Raw genomic sequence first — 23,422 nt, forward strand, 5'->3', positions numbered from 1 at the left:
GGAACATCCTTGTGCTCCGGATAGGGATTATGTTACTTTGTCTGGACCGCCTGGTAACTAGCGTGAAACGCCGAATTTCTTGTTTAACCCGCCAAATATAATGAAGCCCGGAAAATGCCAGCCATGTTAGGAGCGAGTTAGGCCGGGATTTTATGACGTTGGATTTGCCCTTAAATATTCGGAACGCCAATTGGAAGGAGTATCGCCTTCCCAAAGGCGAAAGGCGCGGTAAAACGAGTTCTGGTCTTCATATCCAATTAAATAAGCCACTTCTTTGATATTAAGCTTGGGTTCTGCCAAGTATTCCCGAGCCTGTTCATGCCGAACCTGTGTCAGCAACCGCTTGAAAGTTGTACCTTCGTCAGTAAGACGGCGCTGCAAGGTACGCTCGCTCATGCAAAGCTCGTTCGCCACAGCCCGAATGTCCAGGCCCCCTCCGATTAAACTGCGCTTCAGGATCCGTCTGACGATCTCAGCGATTGAACGGTTGCGATCTTCCTCCAATGATTGGTCCAATACAGGAGTCAAGATCTCCAGCAACTCTTTATTATGCGAAATAAAGGGGCGATCCAGGTCTCTTCGATGCAGCGTCAATCGGTTAGCGGTTGTTCCCGTTCGGACCGAGCACCCGAAGTATGACTCAAGGGCCGTTACATCCCCCATCGGGTGAGAAAATTCTATGGACCGTGCAGTCAAAGGCAAACCGGTGCCCCGTCGACCAAGCTCCAGAAGAAGGGCAAGTGTAGCTCCAACCAACATGGGCGGTCCGGGTTGCTGTTGCTCTCTGTGCGTCCATTCCAATTCGATCGTACAGGCCTCGCCCTCTTCGGTTATACGCAAGCTTTCCGGAGGGCACAGTTGTTTGTACCTGGCCATTCGGTAAAGAGCGTCGCGATAATCATGCGCATGATAGGTCGCCAAGACGGGCGGCGGGTACTGTGCCGTTTCAAACACGGTTGCAAGTTTGATGATTCCAACGGCAATGTCACCAACGAGATCGGCGTAAGCTTGCCAGATTTTAAAATATTGGGCCGCGGTGACGGCAGCCGATTCTGTCATCATGCTCAGCGGCAGTTGCGCTTTGCTCGCTACTTCATGCGGGGCAATTCCTAATTGTTGTAGTCCCGCCCAAAATCCCGACGGGAATTTTATACGGTCAGATTTCATAACCTATGACTCCTTTAGATGCGAACCTAAAAAAAATAAAAGGTCAGCCAAGATACATCCTGACTGCCCTTTTATATAGTTTTTGACGACCATTGTGGTGTCACCGGCCCTCGCTTGATTCAGTGCTTCGTCTGATTAGGACTTGTATTTTCTAAAACAGGCAGCATTTTCTCGCTTTTCTCCATGAAGGAATGGCATTGGACACAAATCGGTTGAATCAAAAAAACAAAGTTATCCCTCATCCATCCGTTGCACTTTTCATTCGTGCATGACCATATCGTTGTCATTTCCTCTGGAAGTAGTTCCATCATCAGTCTTTTCCGTGAATCGTACAAGCAGCATCCCTCTTTCTCTTCTGGAATCATGAGCGAAAAAAAGGCCCCGACACGAAGTGCGGGACCTTCCAAACTACAGTTTTACAGTTTAACGACATTCTCAGCCTGCGGGCCGCGATTGCCTTGAACGACATTAAATTCGACTCTTTGACCTTCGTCCAAAGATTTGAAGCCGTCGCCAACGATGGCACTGAAGTGCACAAATACGTCGTCTCCGCCTTCAACCTCGATAAAACCAAATCCTTTGTCTGCATTAAACCATTTTACTGTTCCTTGTGTCATGGTCAATTACCTCCATCATTTTATTTTTACATGATCTTTGAATTTAAAAAAAAATCACATATTGTACAAGGCTACATAATCAAAATCTAACCCTCTACAATATGTGATCTCAGGTTCAAATTCTAATAAATCAACTATAACACACCTGGAGTTGATTTACAAGTTTGTTTTGAATTTGTTTCGATTTTATTGCCTTCGCCTCATTCTGAAGTACGACACCGCATAAACTTTCCTGTGTGATGCTTAAAGGCGAAAAACAGCGGCTTGGTAAATCCACGGTTCGCCAAGTAGTGGTCATAAAAAAAAGAGAGCTTCTAAAGCTCTCTATGGGCTGGCTGCATCATCCCTTGAGAGGGGTGATCCTCTTGGTACTCATAATATCGCGACTGAACGGACGCATGTATTTGTTCTTCCATTGGCGGCACTGACGGCTGCTGATATGGCTCATCCACATACATGATTCTGCGCTGAATTTGCATGAGCCCATTCACGACGCGCAGCGCGACCCAGAACAGGACAAGGCCAACGCCCACGTACAGCAGATATTGCTGATTATAAGTCCAATCGATATGAAAATAACTAAACAAGCTATTCTCTAGAATATCAAGCTGGATTTCATTCATCAGTATGATATGCACGACCGGAAGAGCAATCAATCCGAGTCCCAGCGAAATCACGGTAACCATAATAACAAAGAATACGATGCCAGTAACAAGTCTTAAGAATACGAGCAGCAGATTTCGAATGAATAGTCCACCCTCGAAACCTCGCACCATTCGCATAAACCAGTTCTGCCCAGTTTCAGGCTGTTGATGGTAGGAATACGAAACGGAAGGAGCAGGCAAACCTAAAATTTGTCTAATCATGCTTTGTTCAAAAAGCACAATCCCGTTCAACAGCTTTGCTACGCCAAAGAACAGCGGTATTCCGATAAATATGGGAGTTAATCCGATCGATAATGCTAGTCCTGTTATCGCTACTGCAAAATAAATAATCCCTAACGGAAGGGATAGCAATAAATAGAGGATCGTTGCGTAGGTTTTTGGATTAAAAAGGACCCATTTCACCTTACCTGCCCGTGCCGTGTTCGTCACTTCTGCGTTCAAATTCAAACACCCCTTTTGGCTTCCTGTATCACGTATCAGCGAGTTATTTAAATTCATTATAACCGCCTTGTTGGGCTGACATAACCGTCTTAGGGGGGGTCTGAACCTAGACTTAAGACTAGGAATCGGCCTGGCTCAGATGAACTTATTCACTGGACTATACGGGGGACCTTCATTAATGCTGATCCTTGAGGACTAAAACCGGGTATGATAGGATAAAAGTAGAAATAAGGACGGATGGCAGTCCGTCCTCAGCACAACCTCTTGAGTGGGGATTCCCTCCAGGGTAATGCTAGTCCAGAGAAGTAACCCCCGGTTTGCCAACCTTAAAGAGTGGGTTACTTCTTATTTCGGTCGATATAGGTCAGTAACGCAACGATAAACCCTGCGAATACGATCACATCGGAAAAAGAGAAGTTCATATGGACTCAGTAAAATCCTATTAAAATTGACCCGCTTTTTCAGAATTTCTCAGAGTTCTCCCTAATTCTCCCTAATCCAACCATCCCTTACTGCTTGCGATGTCTATTGCCTCGATCCGTGTATTTGCCCCGAGCTTCCCAATCGCCTCTGACATATAGTTCCGCACCGTTCCATAGGATAGAAACAGCTGTGCTCCAATATCTTGAAGAACTAAGCCTTGAGCAGCCAACTTCATGACTTCCCGCTCCCTGGGTGATAATGGACATGGATCATCCCATACCGCGAGCGACAATTCTGCATTGATGACACGTTTCCCGTCATAGACCCGACGAATCGCATCAGCCAGTTCATCGCTGCCCGTATCTTTAAGAAGATATCCATAAACTCCTGCCTGCATCGCCCGCTGGAAATATCCGGGACGCGCGAATGTCGTCAAGATGATGATACGACACTCGGACTTATTTTTTTGAACCCATTCCGCAATATCTAACCCCGTTTTCAGCGGCATCTCAATATCCAGAACAGCTACATCGGGTTCATACTGCTGAATCATGGACATCACTTCTTCCCCATTTTCGGCTTGACCGACGACTTCGATATCATCTTCTAGCGAGAGTAACGTCGCCAGCGCTCCCCTTAATAACTTTTGATCTTCTGCCAAAACAATACGAATCATCTAAGCGCTACCTACCTTTTCATTTCGTATTACCCTAGGTATATGTAAGGTGACCTCCGTCCCCTTGCCTGAAGATGAGGACAGCGACATACGCCCGTCGATCATAACCAACCGCTGCCGCAATCCGGCGAGGCCATTACTGCTCGTATTAAGTTGCTCCGGATCTGCCCCAATACCGTCATCACGTACAGATACACGAACTTCCCCTTCCTGAATGTCTAGATGAACGATGCATTTTGTTGCCCGGCTATGCCGAACCACATTCGTAATCGTCTCGCGGAAACACATCGCCAAAATCGTCTCCTGCAAGGGTGTCAACGGAAGCGGATTGTTCGCTAAAGCATCTTCCGTTCCTACATTCGAAGGTCTGGGATCTGAAATCGATTGATATTGAAATATTAGCGGTATGCCCGCAGCGGAACATAACGATACCGCATGCTTATATTCATCAGCGAGATATGTAACTTTCATCTCCGTAACCAATTCTCGCATTTGTTTTAAGGCCGCGCGTGCCGTTTCCCGTATTTCACGAGCCTCTTCGATCGCTCTCTCGGGATTACGATGGACCAATTTCTCAACGACCTCCCCTTTTAGTGCGATTAATGACAGCGTATGTCCCAATGTATCATGGAGTTCACGTGCGATCCGCTGGCGCTCCTCCTGCTGTGCCATTCGTTCTGCCGTTTCTGCCCGCAGCCGCGCAGACTTCTGTTGAAACCTGGTCGAAGTTCGAATAATATACGGCAGAATACAGATGCCAAACATAGGCACCAGCCCTATCCATACTAGGCTGCCCATCCGGTCCAAGTAAGGAACGGCGATAAATCCCATAGCTACCGTAAAAACGACCGTTATAGAGAGTAATATCGGCAGCTTTTGTTTGCTCAGCGGAGCAGCGATCATAAAACCCATAAACGTATACATAGGGTGAAATACAGCTGCTAAAATTAAAAGTATACCCACCTGAACGATCAATATTGGCATGGCCCACTTTGCATAAAAGTAAGATTGTCGAAACGATAGAACGAATAGGCCTAACAGAACAAAGCCAAACCACTGTAGACTTGATGGCTCATAAAGCAAAAAGTACATGGGTATCATTATATTTGTTAACAAAATATAAGGAGCGACTCCTTCCGATTTTGGAAAGAGGCGCCACTTTTCTCTATTCAATTAGACCGCATCCCGTCGATTATAGATATAGATTGATACTAGCATAAAGAAGAGACCGCATCCTGTCAAAATTATGAAATCGATACTTGCTGGATTTTTTCCGGCGATCATATTCCAAGCCCCATTGGCGTAACGGTGAGATGGAAGCCATTCCCCGACCGAGCCCATCCAACTTGGCAAAGTACTCAGCGGCATCCAAAGCCCCCCCATAATGGCAAGCCCCATCTGTAATACATTTCCGATGGCAACCGAGGTATTCGCATTTTTAAGCGTTCCTAACAAGGCACCAAGCGCCAGAAAAGATATGCTTCCAATCCATAACCATAATCCGCATGCAATCCATTGCCCGGCTGTCAATTGTATATCATGAATGAGGCCGGCAGATAAAAAGATAACAACAATGACGATCAAGTGAACAGCCATTTGCGATACAATTTTGCTGGCGATCCAGACTGCGGGAGATAGCGGAGTCAGCTTCACCAGACGCACCCACCCGTCTTGATGCTCGAACGATAGACGGATACCGAATTGGGATACGGCCGTACCAATCAAACTGAATGCCGTCATCGACATCAATGAAAAGACGCCCCAAGTTGTCGATTGAATCGATTGATCTACCCCATTCATACTCGCAAATAAGAAGTAAAAAGCAAGCGGCATCGCAATGGAGAAGAGTAAGAAAAATGGACTGCGGACAATTCGAATACTTTCTGCTTTGGTCTGGGCAACGAACATATGTAACATAGCTGTTTTCCTCCTGAAAATGTTTTTATCGTATCATCGTTGGTTTATGTGTACCGGTAAGACTTAGGAACGTATCTTCTAAGCTGGCGGATTGTATGTCAATATCTGAAATTCCCCATTCAGACTGCATCAGGGTAAATAACAATGCATCGGTCTCCCGGGCATACAGACGAATTCGCTCGCCGTTGCATTCCGCCTTTTCTACACCAGGTAATGTGAGCCATTCCTGCTGGGCTGGCGGGTTCGCCGCCCGAAACGAAACGGTTCTAAGCGCGGTTTGAGCCTTTAAACATTCTGGAGTCCCTTCCGCAATAACCTGTCCTCTGGCAATGACCGCGATGTGATCGGCGACAGCATCAGCTTCCTCTAAATGATGCGTAGTCAAAAGCACCGTACGTCCGTCACTTGCCAGCGCTTGGATGGTGTCCCAAAAGCGGCCCCGAGCCTCGATATCCATTCCGACCGTTGGTTCATCCAGCAGGAGAAGTTCCGGATTTCCCGCCAAACTCTGGGCGAAAGCTAATCTGCGGCGTTGTCCTCCGGACAGCGTAGATGCGCGCCGTTTCTGATCCGCGTGGAGACCCGAAATGTCTAACAATCGCTCGAGCGACATCGGATTACGATAATAACTGCGGAACAATTGAAGCACTTCTTTGACCGTAAGTCCATCTGCTGCTTTAACATCCTGCAAAAGCGCTCCAACGCGTTGGCGTAATTCTTTTGTTCCAGACGGCATCCCCCAGACCCTGACCTCTCCTGATGTTGGCTTGACCATTCCGAGGATCATGGATATGGTTGTTGTCTTGCCTGCCCCATTCGGTCCGAGCAATGCTGATATCTTGCCTTTCTCAAATGATAGATTCATATGATCAACGGCGCAGTAATCGCCGAATTTCTTCACTAGATTTATACATTCAATCGCCTTTGTCATTTTGTCCTAACCTCCGCTAATTTTTTCTTTCGTTCCTTGATGTCCTCATTATATTGAAAAAGCGCGGGAACCAATTAGTGTGGGTTGTCACAAGCCGGTTATGACAAATGTCAGAAAAAAGGCCGAAAACAAAAAAAGAAGGACCTCTAAAGGCCCTTCTTCTGCATAACGTTACATTTGATTGGGGTGTCTTGCTTTGCAAACTTATAGCTAAGGATTCTGCAGTTTTTAATTGAACATAGAAAAAACCACAACCTCTACGGTTGTGGTTTTTATGTATGGAGGCGAGGGGAGTCGAACCCCTGTCCGAAGACAACGCCACATAAGCTTCTACGGGTGTAGTGACAGTTTTGATGTCACCCGAAAGCATTGCGAAGCAATGCTAGCATCGTAAGCGATACTCGGACTCCCCGTCACCGGATTCCCTTCGGGTCAGCCTGTTTGTCTTCTTCAGCTAGCCGCAGGCGGAGACTAGACAGCGTATCCCACTAAAAGTGAGCCCTCATCCCGGCACATGGGCGATGCAGAGCGAGAGCACGTCTGCAGGTTATTAAGCTGCGAGAGCGTAGTTGTTTTGTTGTTTGCCAGTTATTATTGGCTTTAGCGTTGATGAAGCGGACGCGTCCCCACTACCCGCTACTCATGCTCGAACTGTCCCCGTCGAATCCAAGAACGCCCCCTTGTTATAAAGGGCTTCTCCGGATTAGATGAGCTGCTCTGCAGCACAAGAAGCAATCTAATTCCGCATCCTTTCCCTCCATAAAGAAAGGACGATCAGAAGCAATTCGTTGATTCTGCAAAAGATCGCGGCCTGCGCGTCTCTTACATCATTTATTATATCACACCATCCGGCCAAAATGACACAGATGATGCAAGGAAACGCAGGTGAAACTTGCTAAGATTTCGCGTAACCGGTTGTTAACGCGCAATTTTCTGCTTTTCGCGCAACGCACGCTGGATATCGCGCTGTGCATCGCGTTTGGCGGCGGATTCGCGTTTGTCGTATTGCTTCTTACCGCGGCCGAGGCCTAACAGCAGCTTGGCGTAGCCATTGCGAATGTAAATTTTGAGCGGAACGATCGTGTAGCCTTCCTGTTTCGTCTGACCCAGCAGCTTGTGGATCTGTTCCTTATGCAGCAGCAGCTTGCGCGCCCGCGTCGGGTCGGTCGGATTGTACCGGTTGCCCTGCTCGAACGGGCTGACGTGCATATTGTGAATATGAATTTCCCCATTGCGGATCGTCGCAAACGCATCGCCGATGTTCGCTTTCCCGTTCCGGATCGATTTGATCTCGGTCCCGGTCAGCACGATGCCGGCTTCGTACGTATCCTCGATGAAATAATCATGGGAAGCTTTCTTGTTCTGGGCCAGTACCTTCCCGTCACTCTTCTTACCACCCATGTCTTTCACTCCTCACCCATTACAAAATAGCGGACTTCCGGCTCGGGCATCACATTCGTCGCGACACACGTACCAGAAGTCCATTGTATCAACTGGTTTCGCCAAAATCAAGGCAAAGACCGAGCTTGTCCAGATGCGAACGAAACCGCCGCCGATAAATCCCCAGTGCCCTAAACCAGCACTACCGAAAGCGATCTTACACAAATTCCTGAAAAAGCTCAGAACCGGTTGAAGCTCATTCTAACGGTCCTCACCAGCGTACCGAATTCACTTTTTCTTCTTCCGCACAAAAGCCGCCGTGCCGTTTTTGTCGGCACCCTTTTTCTTTTTGCCTTTGCGGAACTGCCAAAAAGCTTCGCCGCTGCCCTGCTCGGAGCCTTCGCCGCGTTTGCGCTTGCTTTCGCCCGATCCGGCGCCTTCGCCGATAAAGATGCCGCTGCCAGACGTCTTCTTCCGGCGTCCGCTGCCGGCTTGCTCACCATGCGGCGAGCTGTAGCCGCCCTTGCCGGAGCCGAAGCTGAACGTCTTCGGCCGGTTGGCCTCGACGCTCTCGCCCGCCGCCGGGCCGCTTCCGCCGGCGGCGCCTGCGCCACGCTTGCGCTTCCCGGCCCCCGCAGCCTCCCCGGCTGCGGACGCCCCGCGCTCGCGCTTGCCCGGCCGGCCGGCTTTGCCGCCGCTGCCGGCCTTATTGCCGCGCCCGCCGCGCTCACCGCCGCGGCCGCCAAACCCGCCGCCCGGTCTCCGTTCGCGGCGCGGCTTCATGTCCACCATCTCAAAATCGATGGTGTGATCGTCCATGTTCACCCGTGCCACGCGGATTTTCACTTCATCGCCGATGCGGAACACTTTGGAGGTCCGCTCGCCGATGAGCGACATCGAAGCCTCGTCGAAGTGGTAATAATCGTCCGTCAGCCCGGCCAGACGGATGAGCCCTTCCACCGTATTCGGCAGCTCGACGAACATGCCGAAGCCGGTGACGCTGCTGATGATGCCGTCGAACTCTTCGCCGACCTTATCCAGCATGTATTCCGCTTTCTTCAGCTGATCCGTATCGCGTTCCGCTTCGACCGCGACGCGCTCCCGCTCGGAAGAATGCTGGGCGATTTCCGGCATCCGCGACGCCAAATATTCCTGCCGTTTTTCCGGCAGAATGTTGTTGTTTTCGATGACCTCGCGGATGACCCGGTGGATGACAAGGTCCGGATAACGGCGGATCGGCGACGTAAAGTGGGTGTAGAACTCCGCCGCGAGGCCGAAATGGCCCGACATGTCGGCGTCGTATTTCGCCTGCTTCATCGACCGCAGCATCATCGTGCTGATGACGGTTTGCTCTTTCGTATCCTTGATTTCCTCCAGGAGCGTCTGCAGCGCCCGCGGATGAACGGAGTTGCCTCTGCCTTTGACGTGGTACCCGAGATTCTCGGCAAATGCAAGGAAGTTTTGCATTTTCTCCGGATCCGGATTATCGTGCACCCGGTAAATGAACGGCACCTTCAGCCAGTGGAAATGCTCCGCCACGGTTTCGTTGGCCGCAAGCATAAACTCCTCGATGATCTGCTCCGCGATCGAACGTTCCCTTTTGACGATATCGACCGGCTTGCCGTTTTCGTCCACGATCACCTTCGATTCCACGAAATCGAAATCGACCGCGCCGCGGTTCATCCGCCGCGAACGAAGCTTGAGCGCCAGCTCCTTCATCAGGCGGAAATCGTCTACAAGATCCTTGTAGCGCTCCATCAGCTCCGGATCTTCCTCCTCGAGGATTTTGCGCACATTGTTGTAGGTCATCCGCTCTTTCGTTTTGATCACGCTTGTGAACACGTCATGTTTGACGACCTTCATATGCTCGTCGAATTCCATTTCGCAGGACAACGTCAGGCGGTCCACCTTCGGATTCAAGCTGCATATGCCGTTCGACAGGCGGTGCGGCAGCATCGGAATGACGCGGTCCACGAGATAAACGCTGCAGCCCCGATTGTAGGCTTCCTTGTCCAACTCGGACTTCTCCCGCACATAATAACCGACATCCGCGATGTGAACGCCCAAGCGGTAATGCCCGTTGTCCAGGCGCTCCACGTTGACGGCATCGTCGAGATCTTTGGCGTCTTCGCCGTCGATGGTGACGATATTTTTGCCGCGCAGATCCCGCCGCCCCTGCTTGACGATTTCCTCTTCGGTGATCGAATCCGGGGCGCTCTCCGCCTCAGCCATCACTTCATCCGGAAAACTTTCCGGCAGCTGATGCTTGCGGATGATCGACAAAATATCCACGCCCGGATCGTCCTTATGGCCGAGCACCTCGATGACTTCGCCTTCGGCCGCGGCGCGGCCCTCGGGATAACTAACGATGCGAACGACGACCTTGTCGCCGTCCACCGCGCCTTTCGTCGATTCCTTCGGGATGAAAATATCCCGCACGATCCGTTTATCGTCCGGCAGCACGAATCCATAGGCTTCATGGCCCTGGAATACGCCGACGACCTGATTCACCGCGCGGGTGACGATTTTGACGACCTCGCCTTCGAGTTTGCCTCCGGCCGGACCGCGGGTCGTCACGCGCACAAGCACCGTATCGCCGTTCATGCCGCCCAAGAGATCATGGGCCCCGATATAGACGTCGGGATGTTCCTTGTCCTCCGGGATCAGGAAAGCAAAACCTTTTGCATGTACCTGAAGCCGCCCGCGCAGCAAGTCCAACCGCTCCGGCAGGCCGTAGCGCTCCGTACGCGTCATCATGATTCGGCCTTCCTGCTCCAGCTTGTTCAAAACCTTCAGGAATTCCCTGAATTCGGAGCTGTCCGTGATCCCGAAATGTTTTTCGAGCTCTTGGTAGGTCATCGGTTTGTAGTCAGGGCTCTGCATCAAATCCAATATTGTTTGTTCCGTTATCATCAATTATCTCCTCGGTTCGCATGCGGGCAGGGCGTCCCTCCCGCAAGCCTCTATGTTATCGTTACCAGTCGGCATTTTCCGTATTTATATACACATACCCTAGTATACACGGAATTAATCGTTTGCATCCCTGCGTGGCCGCGAAAGGCATCCATTGGATCAGCCTTCTGGAGCTTCCGCATCGGAAGATGTTTCCAAGGCCCAGGGATATTAAAAAACCCCCGCTCTTCTTCATGAAAGAGCGAAGGGTTTCCAAGTCAAGCTATATCATTTCGAAAAGACCGCCACAAGAATGGCCAAAATCATGAAGCACGACGCCACGACGACCGTCACGCGCTGCAGGATCAAGTCCATGCCGCGGGCTTTCGTTTTTCCGAAAAGATGTTCTGCGCCACCGGAGATGGCACCGGCCAGTCCTGCGCTTTTCCCTTTTTGCAAAAGAACGATTGCGATCAAAGCGATCGAGAAAATGACGAGCAGTACTTTCAACAAAATTTCCATTCGATCCACCTCCCAGTGAGCTAAACATCATTCTATATCAGTGCTCAACATTGCTTCTCAAACATTACCTGTCGTTCATAAAACAGCATTTTTATTGTACCATAGCCCAATTCCTAAAACAAGGACTTCCCCTGACCCTTCAACGAAAAAATCGCAAGAAGCGAAGCGGAATGAGCCACTGGAAAAGCCCCTGGACAGCCAAGCTGCTTCAAAGATTAAACTTTGCATCCCCTTCGTAATTTTTTATATCGGTCTTATTGAAACGGTAGTTTAGCGTCCCCCGAAATGATCGCCATGCGTACTTGCATGGCACCGAAACACTACAAAAAACCGCCCCGACATCATGCCGGGACGGTTTTCATGCAGCTTAGAAAAGCTGCTTCTTATCTATTCAGGTTGTAGAAAGACTTCAAGCCGTTGTATTGAGCCATTTCGGCCAGTTCGTCCTCGATGCGGAGCAATTGGTTGTACTTCGCGATGCGGTCTGTACGGGAAGGAGCACCCGTTTTGATTTGGCCCGCATTCGTTGCCACTGCGATGTCCGCGATCGTGCTGTCTTCGGATTCGCCGGAACGGTGGGAAACAACCGCAGTATAACCTGCGCGTTTCGCCATTTCGATCGCGTCGAAGGTTTCGGTCAGCGTACCGATTTGGTTCACTTTGATCAGGATCGAGTTGCCGATGCCGTCTTTGATGCCTTTTTCAAGACGTTCGGTGTTCGTTACGAACAAGTCGTCGCCAACGAGCTGGATTTTGTCGCCCAGTTTATCGGTAAGGAGTTTCCAGCCTTCCCAGTCGTCTTCGGAGCAGCCGTCTTCGATCGTGATGATCGGGTATTTGTCGACCCAAGAAGCGAGCAGATCAACGAACTCTGCGGAAGTGAAGGATTTGCCTTCGCCTTCCAGATGGTACTTGCCGTCTTTGTAGAACTCGGTAGAAGCAACGTCCATGCCCAGGAATACGTCCACGCCTGGTTTGTATCCGGCTTTTTCGATGGCTTCCATGATGGAGGACAAAGCGTCCTCGTTGGAAGTGAAGTTCGGTGCAAAACCGCCTTCGTCGCCTACGGCCGTGTTCAGGCCTTTGCCCTTCAATACGGATTTCAGGCTGTGGAAGATTTCAGCGCCTGTGCGGAGTGCTTCCTTGAAGGAAGGAGCGCCTACAGGCAGGATCATGAACTCTTGCACGTCGACGTTGTTGTCGGCATGAGCGCCGCCGTTGACGATGTTCATCATCGGTACAGGCAGTTGTTTTGCGTTGAATCCGCCAAGGTATACGTACAGCGGCAGGTCAAGCGCGTCGGCTGCCGCGCGGGCGACGGCCATGGAAACGGCCAGGATCGCGTTGGCGCCCAGCTTGCCTTTGTTCGGCGTGCCGTCCAGTTTGATCATCAGCTTGTCGATGCCGAGCTGGTCCAAAGCGTCCATGCCGATCACTTCGGGAGCGATGATTTCGTTCACGTTTTTCACGGCGTTCAGAACGCCTTTGCCGAGGTAACGGTCTTTGTCCCCGTCGCGAAGCTCAACGGCTTCGTGGGCGCCTGTGGAGGCACCGGATGGAACGATGGCGCGGCCCATGGCGCCGGATTCGAGGTAAACTTCAACTTCTACAGTCGGGTTGCCGCGGGAGTCGAGGACTTCGCGAGCGTACACGTCAGAAATAATAGTCATAGTACTTAGTCTCCTTTGTTTGTGTATTTAGTCCAGTTTCATACCATCTCTATCATTATACCGTTTATTTGCGGCTTGCAATCATCGATTCTCCGGTCATTTCCGCTGGTTTCGGAAGCTGCATCAGATCGAGGATCGTCGGAGCCACGTCGGCCAGGATGCCGCCGTCGCGCAGCGTCACGTTTTCGTCCGTCAAAATGAACGGTACCGGGTTCGTCGTATGCGCCGTAAAAGGTCTTCCCTGTTCGTCAAACACCATGTCGGCGTTTCCGTGGTCGGCGATGATGATCGCTACCCCGCCTTTGGCGATGACCGCGTCAACGACTTTGCCCATGCATTCGTCCGTCGCTTCGACCGCTTTGATCGTCGGCTCCAGCATGCCGGAGTGTCCGACCATGTCCGGGTTGGCGAAGTTCAGGATGATCGCGTCATGTTTTTCGGCTTCGATTTCCTTGACGCAAGCGTCCGCGACTTCGTATGCGCTCATCTCAGGTTTCAGGTCGTACGTGGCCACCTTCGGCGAGTTGATGAGAATCCGGGTTTCCCCTGGAAGCTCGACGTCGCGTCCGCCGCTGAAAAAGAACGTGACATGCGGATATTTTTCCGTTTCGGCGATGCGGAGCTGCTTTTTGTTATGCTGCACCAGCACCTCGCCCAGCGTGTTGTCCAGGTTTTTCGGCTCGTAGGCCACATATCCGCCAACCGTTTCGCTAAAGAGCGTCAGGCAGACGAAATGGAGGTTTTCGGGGAACTTCGGCCCGCGGTCGAATCCGCGGAAGTCCTTGTTCGTGAATACCTGCGACAATTGGATGGCGCGGTCCGGACGGAAGTTCAGGAACACGACGGAATCGCCGCTTTCCACGAGCGATACCGGCTGGCCGTTTTCGTCCACGATGACCGTCGGCTCCACGAACTCGTCGAATACCGATTTGTTGTAGGATTCCGTGACGGCTTCCAGCGGATCGGTATATTTCGGTCCGTCGCCGTACACGATCGCACGGTAGGACTTCTCTACGCGTTCCCAGCGTTTGTCGCGGTCCATCGCATAATAGCGGCCTTGCACGGTCGCGATTTTGCCGATGCCCACTTCCTGGATTTTCGCTTGCATTTCCTGAATGAACTTCTTGCCGGAGTCCGGAGCCACGTCGCGGCCGTCCAGGAACGCATGGATATACACATCATGCATATCCTCTTTTTTGGCAAGATCAAGCATGGCGAACATATGCTCAATGTGGCTATGTACGCCCCCATCCGACAGCAAGCCGTACAAATGCAGCTTTTTGCCGTTATTTTTCGCCGCGCGAACGGCTTCGACCAGCGTAGAGTTCTCGAAAAACTCGCCTTCGCGGATCGATTTCGAAATGCGGGTCAAATCCTGGTATACGATGCGCCCCGCGCCGATGTTCAAATGGCCCACTTCGGAGTTGCCCATTTGACCTTCCGGCAAACCTACGGCTTCGCCGCAGGCGGTCAGCGTCGTATGCGGGTATTTGGCCATCAAGCGGTCATAATTCGGCTTTTTCGCTTGGGCAACGGCGTTGCCCTCCACGGTGTCGCGCAGACCGAATCCGTCCATGATAATCAATGCTACGGGTCTAGGTGCGGTCATCTTACTTCGCCCCCTGAACGAGCTGGATGTAGGAAGCCGGCTGCAGGCTGGCGCCGCCGACAAGAGCGCCGTCGATGTCGCTTTGGCCCATGTACTCGGCTACGTTTTCAGGCTTCACGCTGCCGCCGTACTGGATGCGGACCTTGTTCGCCACGTCTTCCCCGTACATTCCTTTCACCAGGTCGCGGATATAGGAGATGACTTCGTTGGCGTCCTGTGCTGTCGAGGATTTTCCCGTTCCGATCGCCCAGATCGGCTCGTAAGCAATAACAGCCTCAGCCGCTTGGTCAGCGGACAGGCCTTGGAACGCCGCTTCGGTTTGCACTTTGCAAACGTCCTTCGTTTGGCCGGCTTCGCGCTCTTCGAGCTTTTCGCCCACGCACACGATCGGCGTCAAGCCGTGGCGGAATGCAGCGTGCATTTTTTTGTTGACGGTCTCGTCGGTTTCGGCAAAATAAGCGCGGCGCTCGGAGTGGCCGATGATGACATAGTCCACGCCAAGCCCCTTCAGCATTTCGCCGCTGATTTCGCCGGTGAATGCGCCGTTGTCCTCAAAATGCAGGTTTTGGGCGCCGATTTTGATGGACGTGCCTTTGACGGCCTCAACCAATGCCGGAAGGTTGGTGAACGGTGCGCAGATGACGCTTTCCACGCCTTCCACTTCCGCTTTGCCCTTCACTTCTTCGATGAATGCTTTGGCTTCCGGAACGGTTTTGAACATTTTCCAGTTGCCCGCAATGATTGGTGTTCTCACTTGCTTCAACTCCTTCTTCGGAAATCCTTACGGCTGTACCCGCCCGGATTATTTATCGTTCAGAGCCACGACGCCAGGGAGCGCCTTGCCTTCCATGAATTCCAGCGAAGCGCCGCCGCCTGTGGAGATATGGTCCATTTTGTCGGCCAGATGGAATTTTTCCGCCGCTGCCGCGGAGTCGCCGCCGCCGATGATCGTGTAACCTTCGGTTTGGGCGCAGGCTTCAGCCACTTCACGCGTACCGCCCGAAAATGGATCGATTTCGAACACGCCCATCGGTCCGTTCCATACGACAAGCTTGGAATTTTTGATGATTTCGGCGTATTTGGCGCGCGTTTTCGGTCCGATATCCACGCCTTCCCATTTTTCAGGGATGTTGCCCACTTCCACGATATCCACGTTCGCGCTTGCGCTAAAGTCGTCCGCGATGACGATATCAACAGGAAGCAGGAAGTTCTTGCCGAGATCCTTCGCTTTTTGGATAAATCCGAGCGCTACATCCAGCTTCTCATTATCGCACAAAGACATGCCGATTTCATACCCTTGCGCTTTCATGAAGGTATAGGACAGGCCTCCGCCGATCAGCACGTTGTCCGCGATGTTCAGCAGGTTGTTGATCACGTCGATTTTGTCTTTGACTTTCGAACCGCCGATGATGGCCGTGAACGGACGCTCCGGATTCGACAAAGCTTTGCCGAGCACGCTCAGTTCTTTTTCCATGAGCAGGCCGGATACGGCCGGCAGGTAATGCGCGATGCCTTCCGTGGAAGCATGGGCGCGGTGAGCGGCGCCGAATGCGTCGTTGACGAACAGGTCGGCCAGTTCGGCGAACTGTTTGGCCTGCTCCGGATCGTTTTTCTCTTCCCCAGGGTAGAAACGCACGTTTTCGAGCAAAAGCACGTCTCCGTCGCTCAGTTTCGCGATTTCGGCTTTAACGGCTTCGCCTACGGCCTCATCCACTTTCACGACCGGTTTGCCGAGCAGTTCGGACAGGCGTTCCGCTGCAGGCGTCAGGCGCAGGGAATCGACGAATTCGCCTTTTGGACGGCCCATATGGCTTGCCAAAATCACTTTCGCGCCGCGCTCGGTCAAATATTTGATCGTTGGCAGCGTTTCGCGGATCCGCGTGTCGTCCGTAATTTTTCCGTTTTCCAAAGGCACATTGAAGTCCACGCGCACGAATACGCGTTTGCCGCTTACTTCCACATCACGCACAGATTTTTTGTTCATGGTTCGTTCCTCCGTACCCATTTTTTGTTTGTATTCAGGAATTACAGGGGACAAGCTCGTTCGTTTCGGGATTTTTTCAATCCTCTTGTTTTATCTATCCAAACTCTCCATCTGTCTCTATCCAAATCGGATGTATGCTTGTATCCTCTTCAATTCAATTCGGAAATCCGCGGACATCCGAAAGGCGGCTTCCGATCGGATGGCCGCATTCAATTTACAAAGAGCGGAAACAAAGGTTCTGTTTCCGCTCCGTATATTCCGCTTGACCGGCTGTTCTTACTTGGCCAGTTTCGCGAAGTATGCCAATGTGCGAACCAATTGAGCCGTGTAGGACATTTCGTTGTCGTACCAAGCAACGGTTTTTACCAGCTGTTGGTCGCCTACAGTCAGCACTTTGGTTTGAGTTGCGTCGAAGAGCGAACCGAACGTGATGCCTTTGATGTCGGAAGATACGATTTCGTCTTCGGTGTAGCCGTAAGTTTCTGGGTCGGACGCTTCTTTCATAGCTGCGTTGACTTCGTCAGCCGTTACTTTCTTGTTCAGAACCGTAACGAGTTCAGTCAGGGAACCTGTTGGTACAGGCACGCGTTGAGCGGCGCCGTCCAGTTTGCCTTGCAGCTCAGGAAGCACCAGGCCGATTGCTTTTGCAGCGCCAGTGGAGTTTGGAATGATGTTCTCGGCAGCGGCGCGAGCGCGGCGGAAGTCGCCTTTTGGATGCGGAGCGTCCAGGGTGTTTTGGTCGCCTGTGTAAGCGTGGATCGTCGTCATCAGGCCGGATACGATGCCGAACTTGTCGTTGAGCGTTTTAGCCATTGGAGCCAGGCAGTTCGTTGTACAGGAAGCGCCGGAGATGACCGTTTCGGTTCCGTCCAGTGTTTCATGGTTTACGTTGTAAACGATCGTTTTCATATCGCCTGTTGCAGGAGCGGAGATTACGACTTTTTTCGCTCCGCCTTTCAGGTGAAGCTCGGCTTTTTCTTTCGTCGTGAAGAAGCCTGTGCACTCCAGAACGATGTCGACGCCAAGCTCGCCCCAAGGAAGTTCTTCAGGGTTGCGGTTTGCAAGAACTTTGACTTCTTTGCCGTTTACTTTGAAGTAACCGTCATGAACTTCGATGTCCCCGTCGAATTTGCCTTGCGTTGTATCATATTTAAGCAAATGAGCCAACATTTTAGCATCAGTCAAGTCGTTGATTGCCACAACTTCGATGCCTTCCACATTTTGAATGCGGCGGAATGCGAGTCGTCCGATACGTCCAAAACCGTTAATGCCTACTTTTACACTCATTGAATAGTCCTCCCAAAGTTTCTTATTTTGTGAATGTTTGTCATGCCGGCAAGCCGGAAGGCAACATTCATGATTTATTCAAAACAGGCAATTGCGCCTGTGTTGATAACGGGGTTAATGCCCTTCCTAGCCTTGTTCGTCGATCTGCCTGCAGATTTCGACCGCCGCCGCCTCATCCGTCACGAGGATGTCCTCGTGGCCGAACCTTAGCACGGAATGGATGGCCGTCGCTTTGTCTTTCCCGCCGGCAATGCCGATCACGATCTCCGTCCGGATGATGTCCTCCAGCCGGAGGCCCAGCGTAATCATGCGATGAACCACTTCGCCTTGCTCGTTAAAATAGTAGCCGAAAGACTCCGCTACCGCGCCTTCCCGCTGAATCTCCTCCGCTGCGGCCGGATCCAGCCTTCTTCTCCGGGTCATCTCCATCGCGTCGCCGATGCCGTGCATGATGATGCGGCACCTGCGGATTACGTCCACGATTTCCTGAATATTGCGGTCCTGCACAAGCGATTGGTAAGCGTCGTCGCTCAGCAGATCGGGGACATGCAGCAGCCGGTATTGGGCGCCTACGCGTTTGGCCATGGTCGAAGCGATCGTATTGGCCTGAAACTCCACGCTTTCGCCAAGTCCGCCCCTCGCCGGAACGAACCAGCTGTTCTTCATCGAGACGGAAGCATGCGGATTGAGTTCCTCCGCCACCGCGGCCAGCGTGGAACCTCCCGTGACGGCAACCGTGTCTTCCTGATTCATGACACCGAGCAGCGCCTTCGCCCCTTCGCGGCCGAGATCGCGCTTCGTCAGCGGCGATGCTTCGCAATCCCCCGGCACGACGACGACCTTCCTCAGGCCGTATGTACGGCGGATTTTCTCGCTCAGCTCGTTCAGTCCGAACAGTTCCTTGGCCATCGGGCCCATCTCTTCCAGCAGCCTTCGCCCAGCTTCGCTGATCCTCATGCCGGAGCTTTCGATTTCGATAAGCCCCTGGGCTTTCAATAGATCCGTCTCGGCGCGCAGCACCCGCTCCGTCATATGCAGCGAGGCCGCCAGCGTACGCCGGCCGATCAGCTCCGAGAGCATGATCTGATGGAGAATGTTGTACCTTGTCTTGAGCACGTCCATGAGATCAGGCAGAAGCTGCTTTTGTATCTCTAATATTTTCCGCATTTGCTCTCCACTCCTGCAACTTCAACTTCCATCTCTCCTGCTCCCTGGCCCTAAAACGTCCCACAGTAACGATTTAAGTCCCACTTATATTCTACTCAATTTCTCCCCTTGTTGCAAGTAGTCCACCGTCTATCCTTCACATTATTCTTTCCTCTTATACAGGCGTTTGCGGGCTATTTTCCACGGTTTCAAAACATCTGCTTGCAATTCCGCAAAATTTATCATATAATAACTCTTGCTGTACGGAATATATGAGGCTGCGGCCTTCCGGAAATCCGATTGAAGCAGCGTTTGAAATATGCGCCCGTGGTCCAATGGATATGACGCAGGCCTCCGGAGCCTGAGATCGAGGTTCAATTCCTCGCGGGCGCGCCATTTTATTTTTAATGAAAAGCATCTACCATAAGATTAACCTCAACAGCCAAAGCCAATCATGGCTATTTTTTTTGCCCTGAGTTTGACTTTCTTTGACTTTTTGTTCGAAATTGTTTATCATGTGGTTAATACGGTAAGAGTAAGTATAGAATCATCGATAGTTGATCCAAGGACGCTGCAAACATTCAAGGATCGCGTTCGACCGGGAGCGGCATGGACCCGATGGTCCGGCCCGTTGCCTTCCCCGTTGGCCCGCGGTCCGGGACCGAATGTTGCAACATCCGCATATCCATCTATATAGGGAGGTTTTCCACGTGAGTTATATACCTATGGTCGTTGAACAAAGCAACCGCGGCGAACGCGCCTACGACATCTATTCCCGCCTTTTGAAAGACCGCATCATTTTCCTGGGATCCGATGTCAACGACGTGGTAGCCAATTCGATCATTGCCCAGCTGCTTTTCCTGGCTGCCGAAGACCCTGACAAAGACATCCACCTCTACATCAACAGCCCAGGCGGTTCCATCACGGCCGGCATGGCGATTTTCGATACGATGCAATACATCAAGCCGGATGTGTCCACCATCTGCGTGGGCCTGGCCGCTTCCATGGGCGCATTCCTGCTGAATGCAGGCGCCAAAGGCAAACGCTACGCGCTGCCGAACAGCGAGATCATGATTCACCAGCCTTTGGGCGGTGCCCAAGGACAAGCAACGGATATCGAAATCCGCGCCCGCCGCATTTTGAAAATGCGCGACACGCTGAACCGCATCCTGGCCGAACGTACAGGCCAACCGCTGGAGCGCATCGAGCGCGACACCGACCGCGACTACTTCATGAGCGCGCAGGATGCAGCTGAATACGGCATTATCGATAAAGTGCTTGAGCATCCTCCGGTCCAAAGCGTCTAAACACCATATCTAGATGCAGGACGTCAAGGGCTCCCGAAAAGATCTATTTTTGATCTTTCGGGAGCCCTTTTTTGCCGCGCCCTGCCGCCGATTCTACCTGTTCTAGCGCAACCGCTCTCATAGGGAATTCGTCATTTGTCCATTGACGAACCCAATATATTGATGTAAAATTCAATTTACCAACTACATATTGATCCCAAACATCATATATAACCTATTACGACTTGCATTCGCCTAAGGACGCAGCGTCGTTTTTTTTGCAAAGATTCGGTAGGAGTGATAGAGTATGCTGGTTGTCTACGATTCCAAGACAGGGAATGTCAGACGTTTCATAAACAAGCTGAATATGCGGAGCGTGTCCATCGCCGAGAAGGATGAAATCGACGAGCCTTACGTGCTCGTGACATACACGACCGGTTTCGGGCAGGTCCCCGAGAAAGTAAAATCGTTCCTGTCCCGCAACAGCAAAATGCTGCGCGGCGTATCGGCCAGCGGGAACCGGAACTGGGGCCCCCGCTTCGCCAAAAGCGCGGACACGATCTCCGAAATGTACGATGTGCCGATCCTCACGAAATTCGAGCTGTCGGGAACAACGCAGGATATAGAAACTTTTGTTGAAAGGGTGCGGACTATTGAAGCATATTGAATTGAACAACGAATTGATGCAGCGGGGGGCTGACGGTTATTTCCAGCTTTCCAAAGATAAAGAAGCGGTCGCAGCCTTTATGGAGGAAGTCGAGAAGGACACGATGAAGTTCGGTTCCCTCCGGGAAAAACTCGACTACCTGATCCAAAACGACTACTACGAAAACGTGTTTGAAAAATACACGTACGAAGAAGTCGAATCCGTGTTTAACCTGACGGCAAGAAGCGACTTCCAGTTCCAGTCCTACATGGCGATCTCGAAGTTCTACAAGGACTACGCGATGAAGACGAACGACAAAACGATGTACCTCGAGCAGTATCCGGACCGGGTGGCCATCGTAGCCCTGCATCTGGGAGACGGGGACATCGGGAAGGCGCTGCGGATCGCGGAAGCCATGATCGACCAGCGCTTGCAGCCGGCGACGCCGACCTTCCTGAACGCGGGCAAAAGCCGCCGCGGCGAGCTGGTATCCTGTTTCCTTCTGGAAATGGACGACTCCCTCAACTCGATCAACTACGTGCTCGGAACCTGCATGCAGCTGTCCAAAATCGGCGGCGGCGTGGCGGTGAACCTCTCGAAGCTTCGCGGACGCGGAGAACCGATCAAAGGGGTAGCCGGAGCGGCTAAAGGCATCATGCCCGTGCTCAAACTCATGGAGGATGCCTTTTCTTATGCCGACCAGATGGGCCAACGCAAAGGATCGGGCGCCGGATACTACAACATTTTCGGCTGGGACGTCATCGAATTCCTGGATTCGAAAAAAATCAACGCCGACGAAAAACTGAGAATCAAAACGTTGTCCATCGGACTCATCATTCCGAACAAATTTTATGAGCTTGCCGCTCAAAACAAGCCGCTCGTCGTATTCGGCCCATATTCCGTCTACAAAGCCTACGGCAAACATTTGGACGACCTGGACATGGACGAGATGTACGAGGAGCTGCTTGCCAACGACCAAGTCACCAAAAAAACGGTGATGAGCGCGCGCGACATGCTGACGAAAATCGCTTCCACCCAGCTGGAATCCGGTTATCCTTACATCGTGAACAAAACGAACGCCAACCGCGTGCATGCGCTGAAGGATATCGGCCAGATCAAAATGTCCAACCTGTGCACCGAGATCTTCCAGCTGCAGGAGACGTCGGAAATCAACGACTACGGCATCGAGGACATCATCCGCCGCGACATCAGCTGCAACCTGGCGTCCCTGAACATCGTCAACGTGATGGAACAACGCAAGGTGAAGGATTCCGTCCATGTCGGCATCGAAGCCTTGACGGTGGTCAGCGACCTGTCCAAGATCGAAAACGCCCCAGGCGTGCAGCGCGCGAACCGCGAACTGCATTCCGTCGGACTCGGGGCCATGAATTTGAACGGTTACCTTGCGAAAAACAAAATCGCCTACGAAAGCGCGGAAGCCAGAGAGTTCGCCAGCACGTTTTTCATGATGATGAACTTCTACTCCATCGAAAAAAGCATGGAGATCGCCCGCGACCGCGGCGAGACATTCAAAGATTTCGAAAAATCCGAATACGCCAAAGGCACTTACTTCGACAAGTATCTCGAGACGGACTTCCGTCCGACGTCCGAACGCGTTCAGAAGCTGTTTGAAGGCATCGAAATCCCAACTCCGGAGGATTGGGCCCGCCTGAAGGAGCAAGTGCAAAAACACGGCTTGTACCATGCCTACCGTTTGGCGATCGCGCCGACGCAAAGCATTTCGTACATCCAAAACGCCACGTCCAGCGTCATGCCGATCGTCGAACACATCGAAACGCGTACATACGCAAATTCGACGACCTACTATCCGATGCCGTTCCTGAGCGCGGAGACGCAGTGGTACTACAAATCGGCCTACAACATCGACCAGTTCCGCCTGATCGACATGATCGCCGCGATTCAGCAGCACGTGGATCAAGGCATTTCGACCGTACTTCATGTCAACAGCACCGTGTCGACCCGCGAGCTGTCCCGTTTTTACGTATACGCCGCCCAGAAGGGGCTCAAATCGCTGTATTACACCCGGACGAAAAAGCTGTCCATTGAAGAGTGCACCAGCTGCGCTGTCTAAAAAATTGATCATACGGCAAGGCAATCGCGGGGACCTCGGGTCCCTCGTTGCCTTCTTATATAAAGGAGCTA

The 23,422-nt window shown here is 51.9% G+C and carries 20 protein-coding genes, 1 tRNA gene and 1 other RNA gene; 4 read left to right on the forward strand and 18 right to left on the reverse strand.

Going from position 1 to position 23,422, the window contains the following annotated elements; translation table 11 throughout:
- Positions 1–150 precede the first annotated feature (150 nt).
- The 18 genes from KI367_RS14885 to KI367_RS14970 form a co-directional block, all read right to left on the reverse strand.
- Complete coding sequence (locus KI367_RS14885) at positions 151–1,167, reverse strand: AraC family transcriptional regulator (RefSeq protein ID WP_212950604.1); 1,017 nt, start codon at positions 1,165–1,167, stop codon at positions 151–153.
- A 119-nt stretch (positions 1,168–1,286) separates the two neighbouring features.
- Positions 1,287–1,532 (reverse strand): cold-shock protein, encoded by a 246-nt coding sequence (locus KI367_RS14890; protein WP_373316234.1) that lies wholly within the window; start codon positions 1,530–1,532, stop codon positions 1,287–1,289.
- Between the two features lie 51 nt (positions 1,533–1,583).
- Positions 1,584–1,784, reverse strand: coding sequence for a cold-shock protein (locus tag KI367_RS14895; protein WP_036711062.1), 201 nt, complete (start codon positions 1,782–1,784; stop codon positions 1,584–1,586).
- Between the two features lie 314 nt (positions 1,785–2,098).
- On the reverse strand, positions 2,099–2,896 hold the full coding sequence (locus KI367_RS14900) for a sensor domain-containing protein (RefSeq protein WP_246536957.1): 798 nt from the start codon (positions 2,894–2,896) through the stop codon (positions 2,099–2,101).
- Between the two features lie 487 nt (positions 2,897–3,383).
- Positions 3,384–3,989, reverse strand: a complete 606-nt coding sequence (locus tag KI367_RS14905; RefSeq protein ID WP_212950608.1) for a response regulator transcription factor — start codon at positions 3,987–3,989, stop codon at positions 3,384–3,386.
- Positions 3,990–5,162 (reverse strand): sensor histidine kinase, encoded by a 1,173-nt coding sequence (locus KI367_RS14910; RefSeq protein WP_212950609.1) that lies wholly within the window; start codon positions 5,160–5,162, stop codon positions 3,990–3,992.
- Positions 5,163–5,906: an ABC transporter permease gene (locus tag KI367_RS14915; RefSeq protein WP_212950611.1), complete on the reverse strand. Its 744-nt coding sequence runs from the start codon at positions 5,904–5,906 to the stop codon at positions 5,163–5,165. It abuts the gene before it with no gap.
- 25 nt (positions 5,907–5,931) lie between these two features.
- The gene (locus KI367_RS14920) at positions 5,932–6,837 is read right to left on the reverse strand and encodes an ABC transporter ATP-binding protein (protein ID WP_212950613.1); all 906 of its coding nucleotides are present in this window, start codon (positions 6,835–6,837) and stop codon (positions 5,932–5,934) included.
- A gap of 276 nt (positions 6,838–7,113) precedes the next feature.
- Positions 7,114–7,517: a transfer-messenger RNA gene (gene ssrA, locus KI367_RS14925) on the reverse strand.
- A 238-nt stretch (positions 7,518–7,755) separates the two neighbouring features.
- The gene (gene smpB, locus KI367_RS14930; RefSeq protein ID WP_036711047.1) at positions 7,756–8,238 is read right to left on the reverse strand and encodes an SsrA-binding protein SmpB; all 483 of its coding nucleotides are present in this window, start codon (positions 8,236–8,238) and stop codon (positions 7,756–7,758) included.
- Positions 8,239–8,505: 267 nt separating this feature from the next.
- Positions 8,506–11,130, reverse strand: a complete 2,625-nt coding sequence (gene rnr, locus KI367_RS14935; RefSeq protein ID WP_212950615.1) for a ribonuclease R — start codon at positions 11,128–11,130, stop codon at positions 8,506–8,508.
- Positions 11,131–11,397: 267 nt separating this feature from the next.
- The gene (gene secG / locus KI367_RS14940) at positions 11,398–11,631 is read right to left on the reverse strand and encodes a preprotein translocase subunit SecG (RefSeq protein WP_212950616.1); all 234 of its coding nucleotides are present in this window, start codon (positions 11,629–11,631) and stop codon (positions 11,398–11,400) included.
- Between the two features lie 383 nt (positions 11,632–12,014).
- On the reverse strand, positions 12,015–13,301 hold the full coding sequence (eno, locus tag KI367_RS14945; RefSeq protein WP_212950618.1) for a phosphopyruvate hydratase: 1,287 nt from the start codon (positions 13,299–13,301) through the stop codon (positions 12,015–12,017).
- Between the two features lie 64 nt (positions 13,302–13,365).
- On the reverse strand, positions 13,366–14,910 hold the full coding sequence (gpmI, locus tag KI367_RS14950) for a 2,3-bisphosphoglycerate-independent phosphoglycerate mutase (RefSeq protein WP_212950619.1): 1,545 nt from the start codon (positions 14,908–14,910) through the stop codon (positions 13,366–13,368).
- A gap of 1 nt (position 14,911) precedes the next feature.
- Positions 14,912–15,664 (reverse strand): triose-phosphate isomerase, encoded by a 753-nt coding sequence (tpiA, locus tag KI367_RS14955; RefSeq protein WP_212950621.1) that lies wholly within the window; start codon positions 15,662–15,664, stop codon positions 14,912–14,914.
- A gap of 48 nt (positions 15,665–15,712) precedes the next feature.
- Positions 15,713–16,894 (reverse strand): phosphoglycerate kinase, encoded by a 1,182-nt coding sequence (locus tag KI367_RS14960; RefSeq protein ID WP_212950623.1) that lies wholly within the window; start codon positions 16,892–16,894, stop codon positions 15,713–15,715.
- Positions 16,895–17,170: 276 nt separating this feature from the next.
- Positions 17,171–18,181 (reverse strand): type I glyceraldehyde-3-phosphate dehydrogenase, encoded by a 1,011-nt coding sequence (gap, locus tag KI367_RS14965; RefSeq protein WP_212950625.1) that lies wholly within the window; start codon positions 18,179–18,181, stop codon positions 17,171–17,173.
- Between the two features lie 126 nt (positions 18,182–18,307).
- Positions 18,308–19,348 (reverse strand): sugar-binding transcriptional regulator, encoded by a 1,041-nt coding sequence (locus KI367_RS14970; protein WP_212950627.1) that lies wholly within the window; start codon positions 19,346–19,348, stop codon positions 18,308–18,310.
- A gap of 300 nt (positions 19,349–19,648) precedes the next feature.
- Between KI367_RS14970 and KI367_RS14975 the strand changes: the two genes are divergently transcribed.
- From KI367_RS14975 to nrdE, 4 genes are all read left to right on the forward strand, one after another.
- Positions 19,649–19,723: transfer RNA gene (locus KI367_RS14975), tRNA-Arg, on the forward strand.
- 314 nt (positions 19,724–20,037) lie between these two features.
- On the forward strand, positions 20,038–20,634 hold the full coding sequence (gene clpP, locus KI367_RS14980) for an ATP-dependent Clp endopeptidase proteolytic subunit ClpP (RefSeq protein WP_281422510.1): 597 nt from the start codon (positions 20,038–20,040) through the stop codon (positions 20,632–20,634).
- 286 nt (positions 20,635–20,920) lie between these two features.
- A complete protein-coding gene (gene nrdI / locus KI367_RS14985) occupies positions 20,921–21,280 on the forward strand; it encodes a class Ib ribonucleoside-diphosphate reductase assembly flavoprotein NrdI (RefSeq protein ID WP_036711033.1) in 360 nt (119 codons plus the stop codon).
- On the forward strand, positions 21,267–23,351 hold the full coding sequence (gene nrdE, locus KI367_RS14990; protein WP_212950631.1) for a class 1b ribonucleoside-diphosphate reductase subunit alpha: 2,085 nt from the start codon (positions 21,267–21,269) through the stop codon (positions 23,349–23,351). Before nrdI ends, nrdE begins: the two co-directional genes overlap by 14 nt.
- The last annotated feature ends 71 nt before the right edge of the window (positions 23,352–23,422 follow it).

Source organism: Paenibacillus cookii, assembly GCF_018333375.1.
Taxonomy (GTDB): domain Bacteria; phylum Bacillota; class Bacilli; order Paenibacillales; family Paenibacillaceae; genus Paenibacillus_AQ; species Paenibacillus_AQ cookii.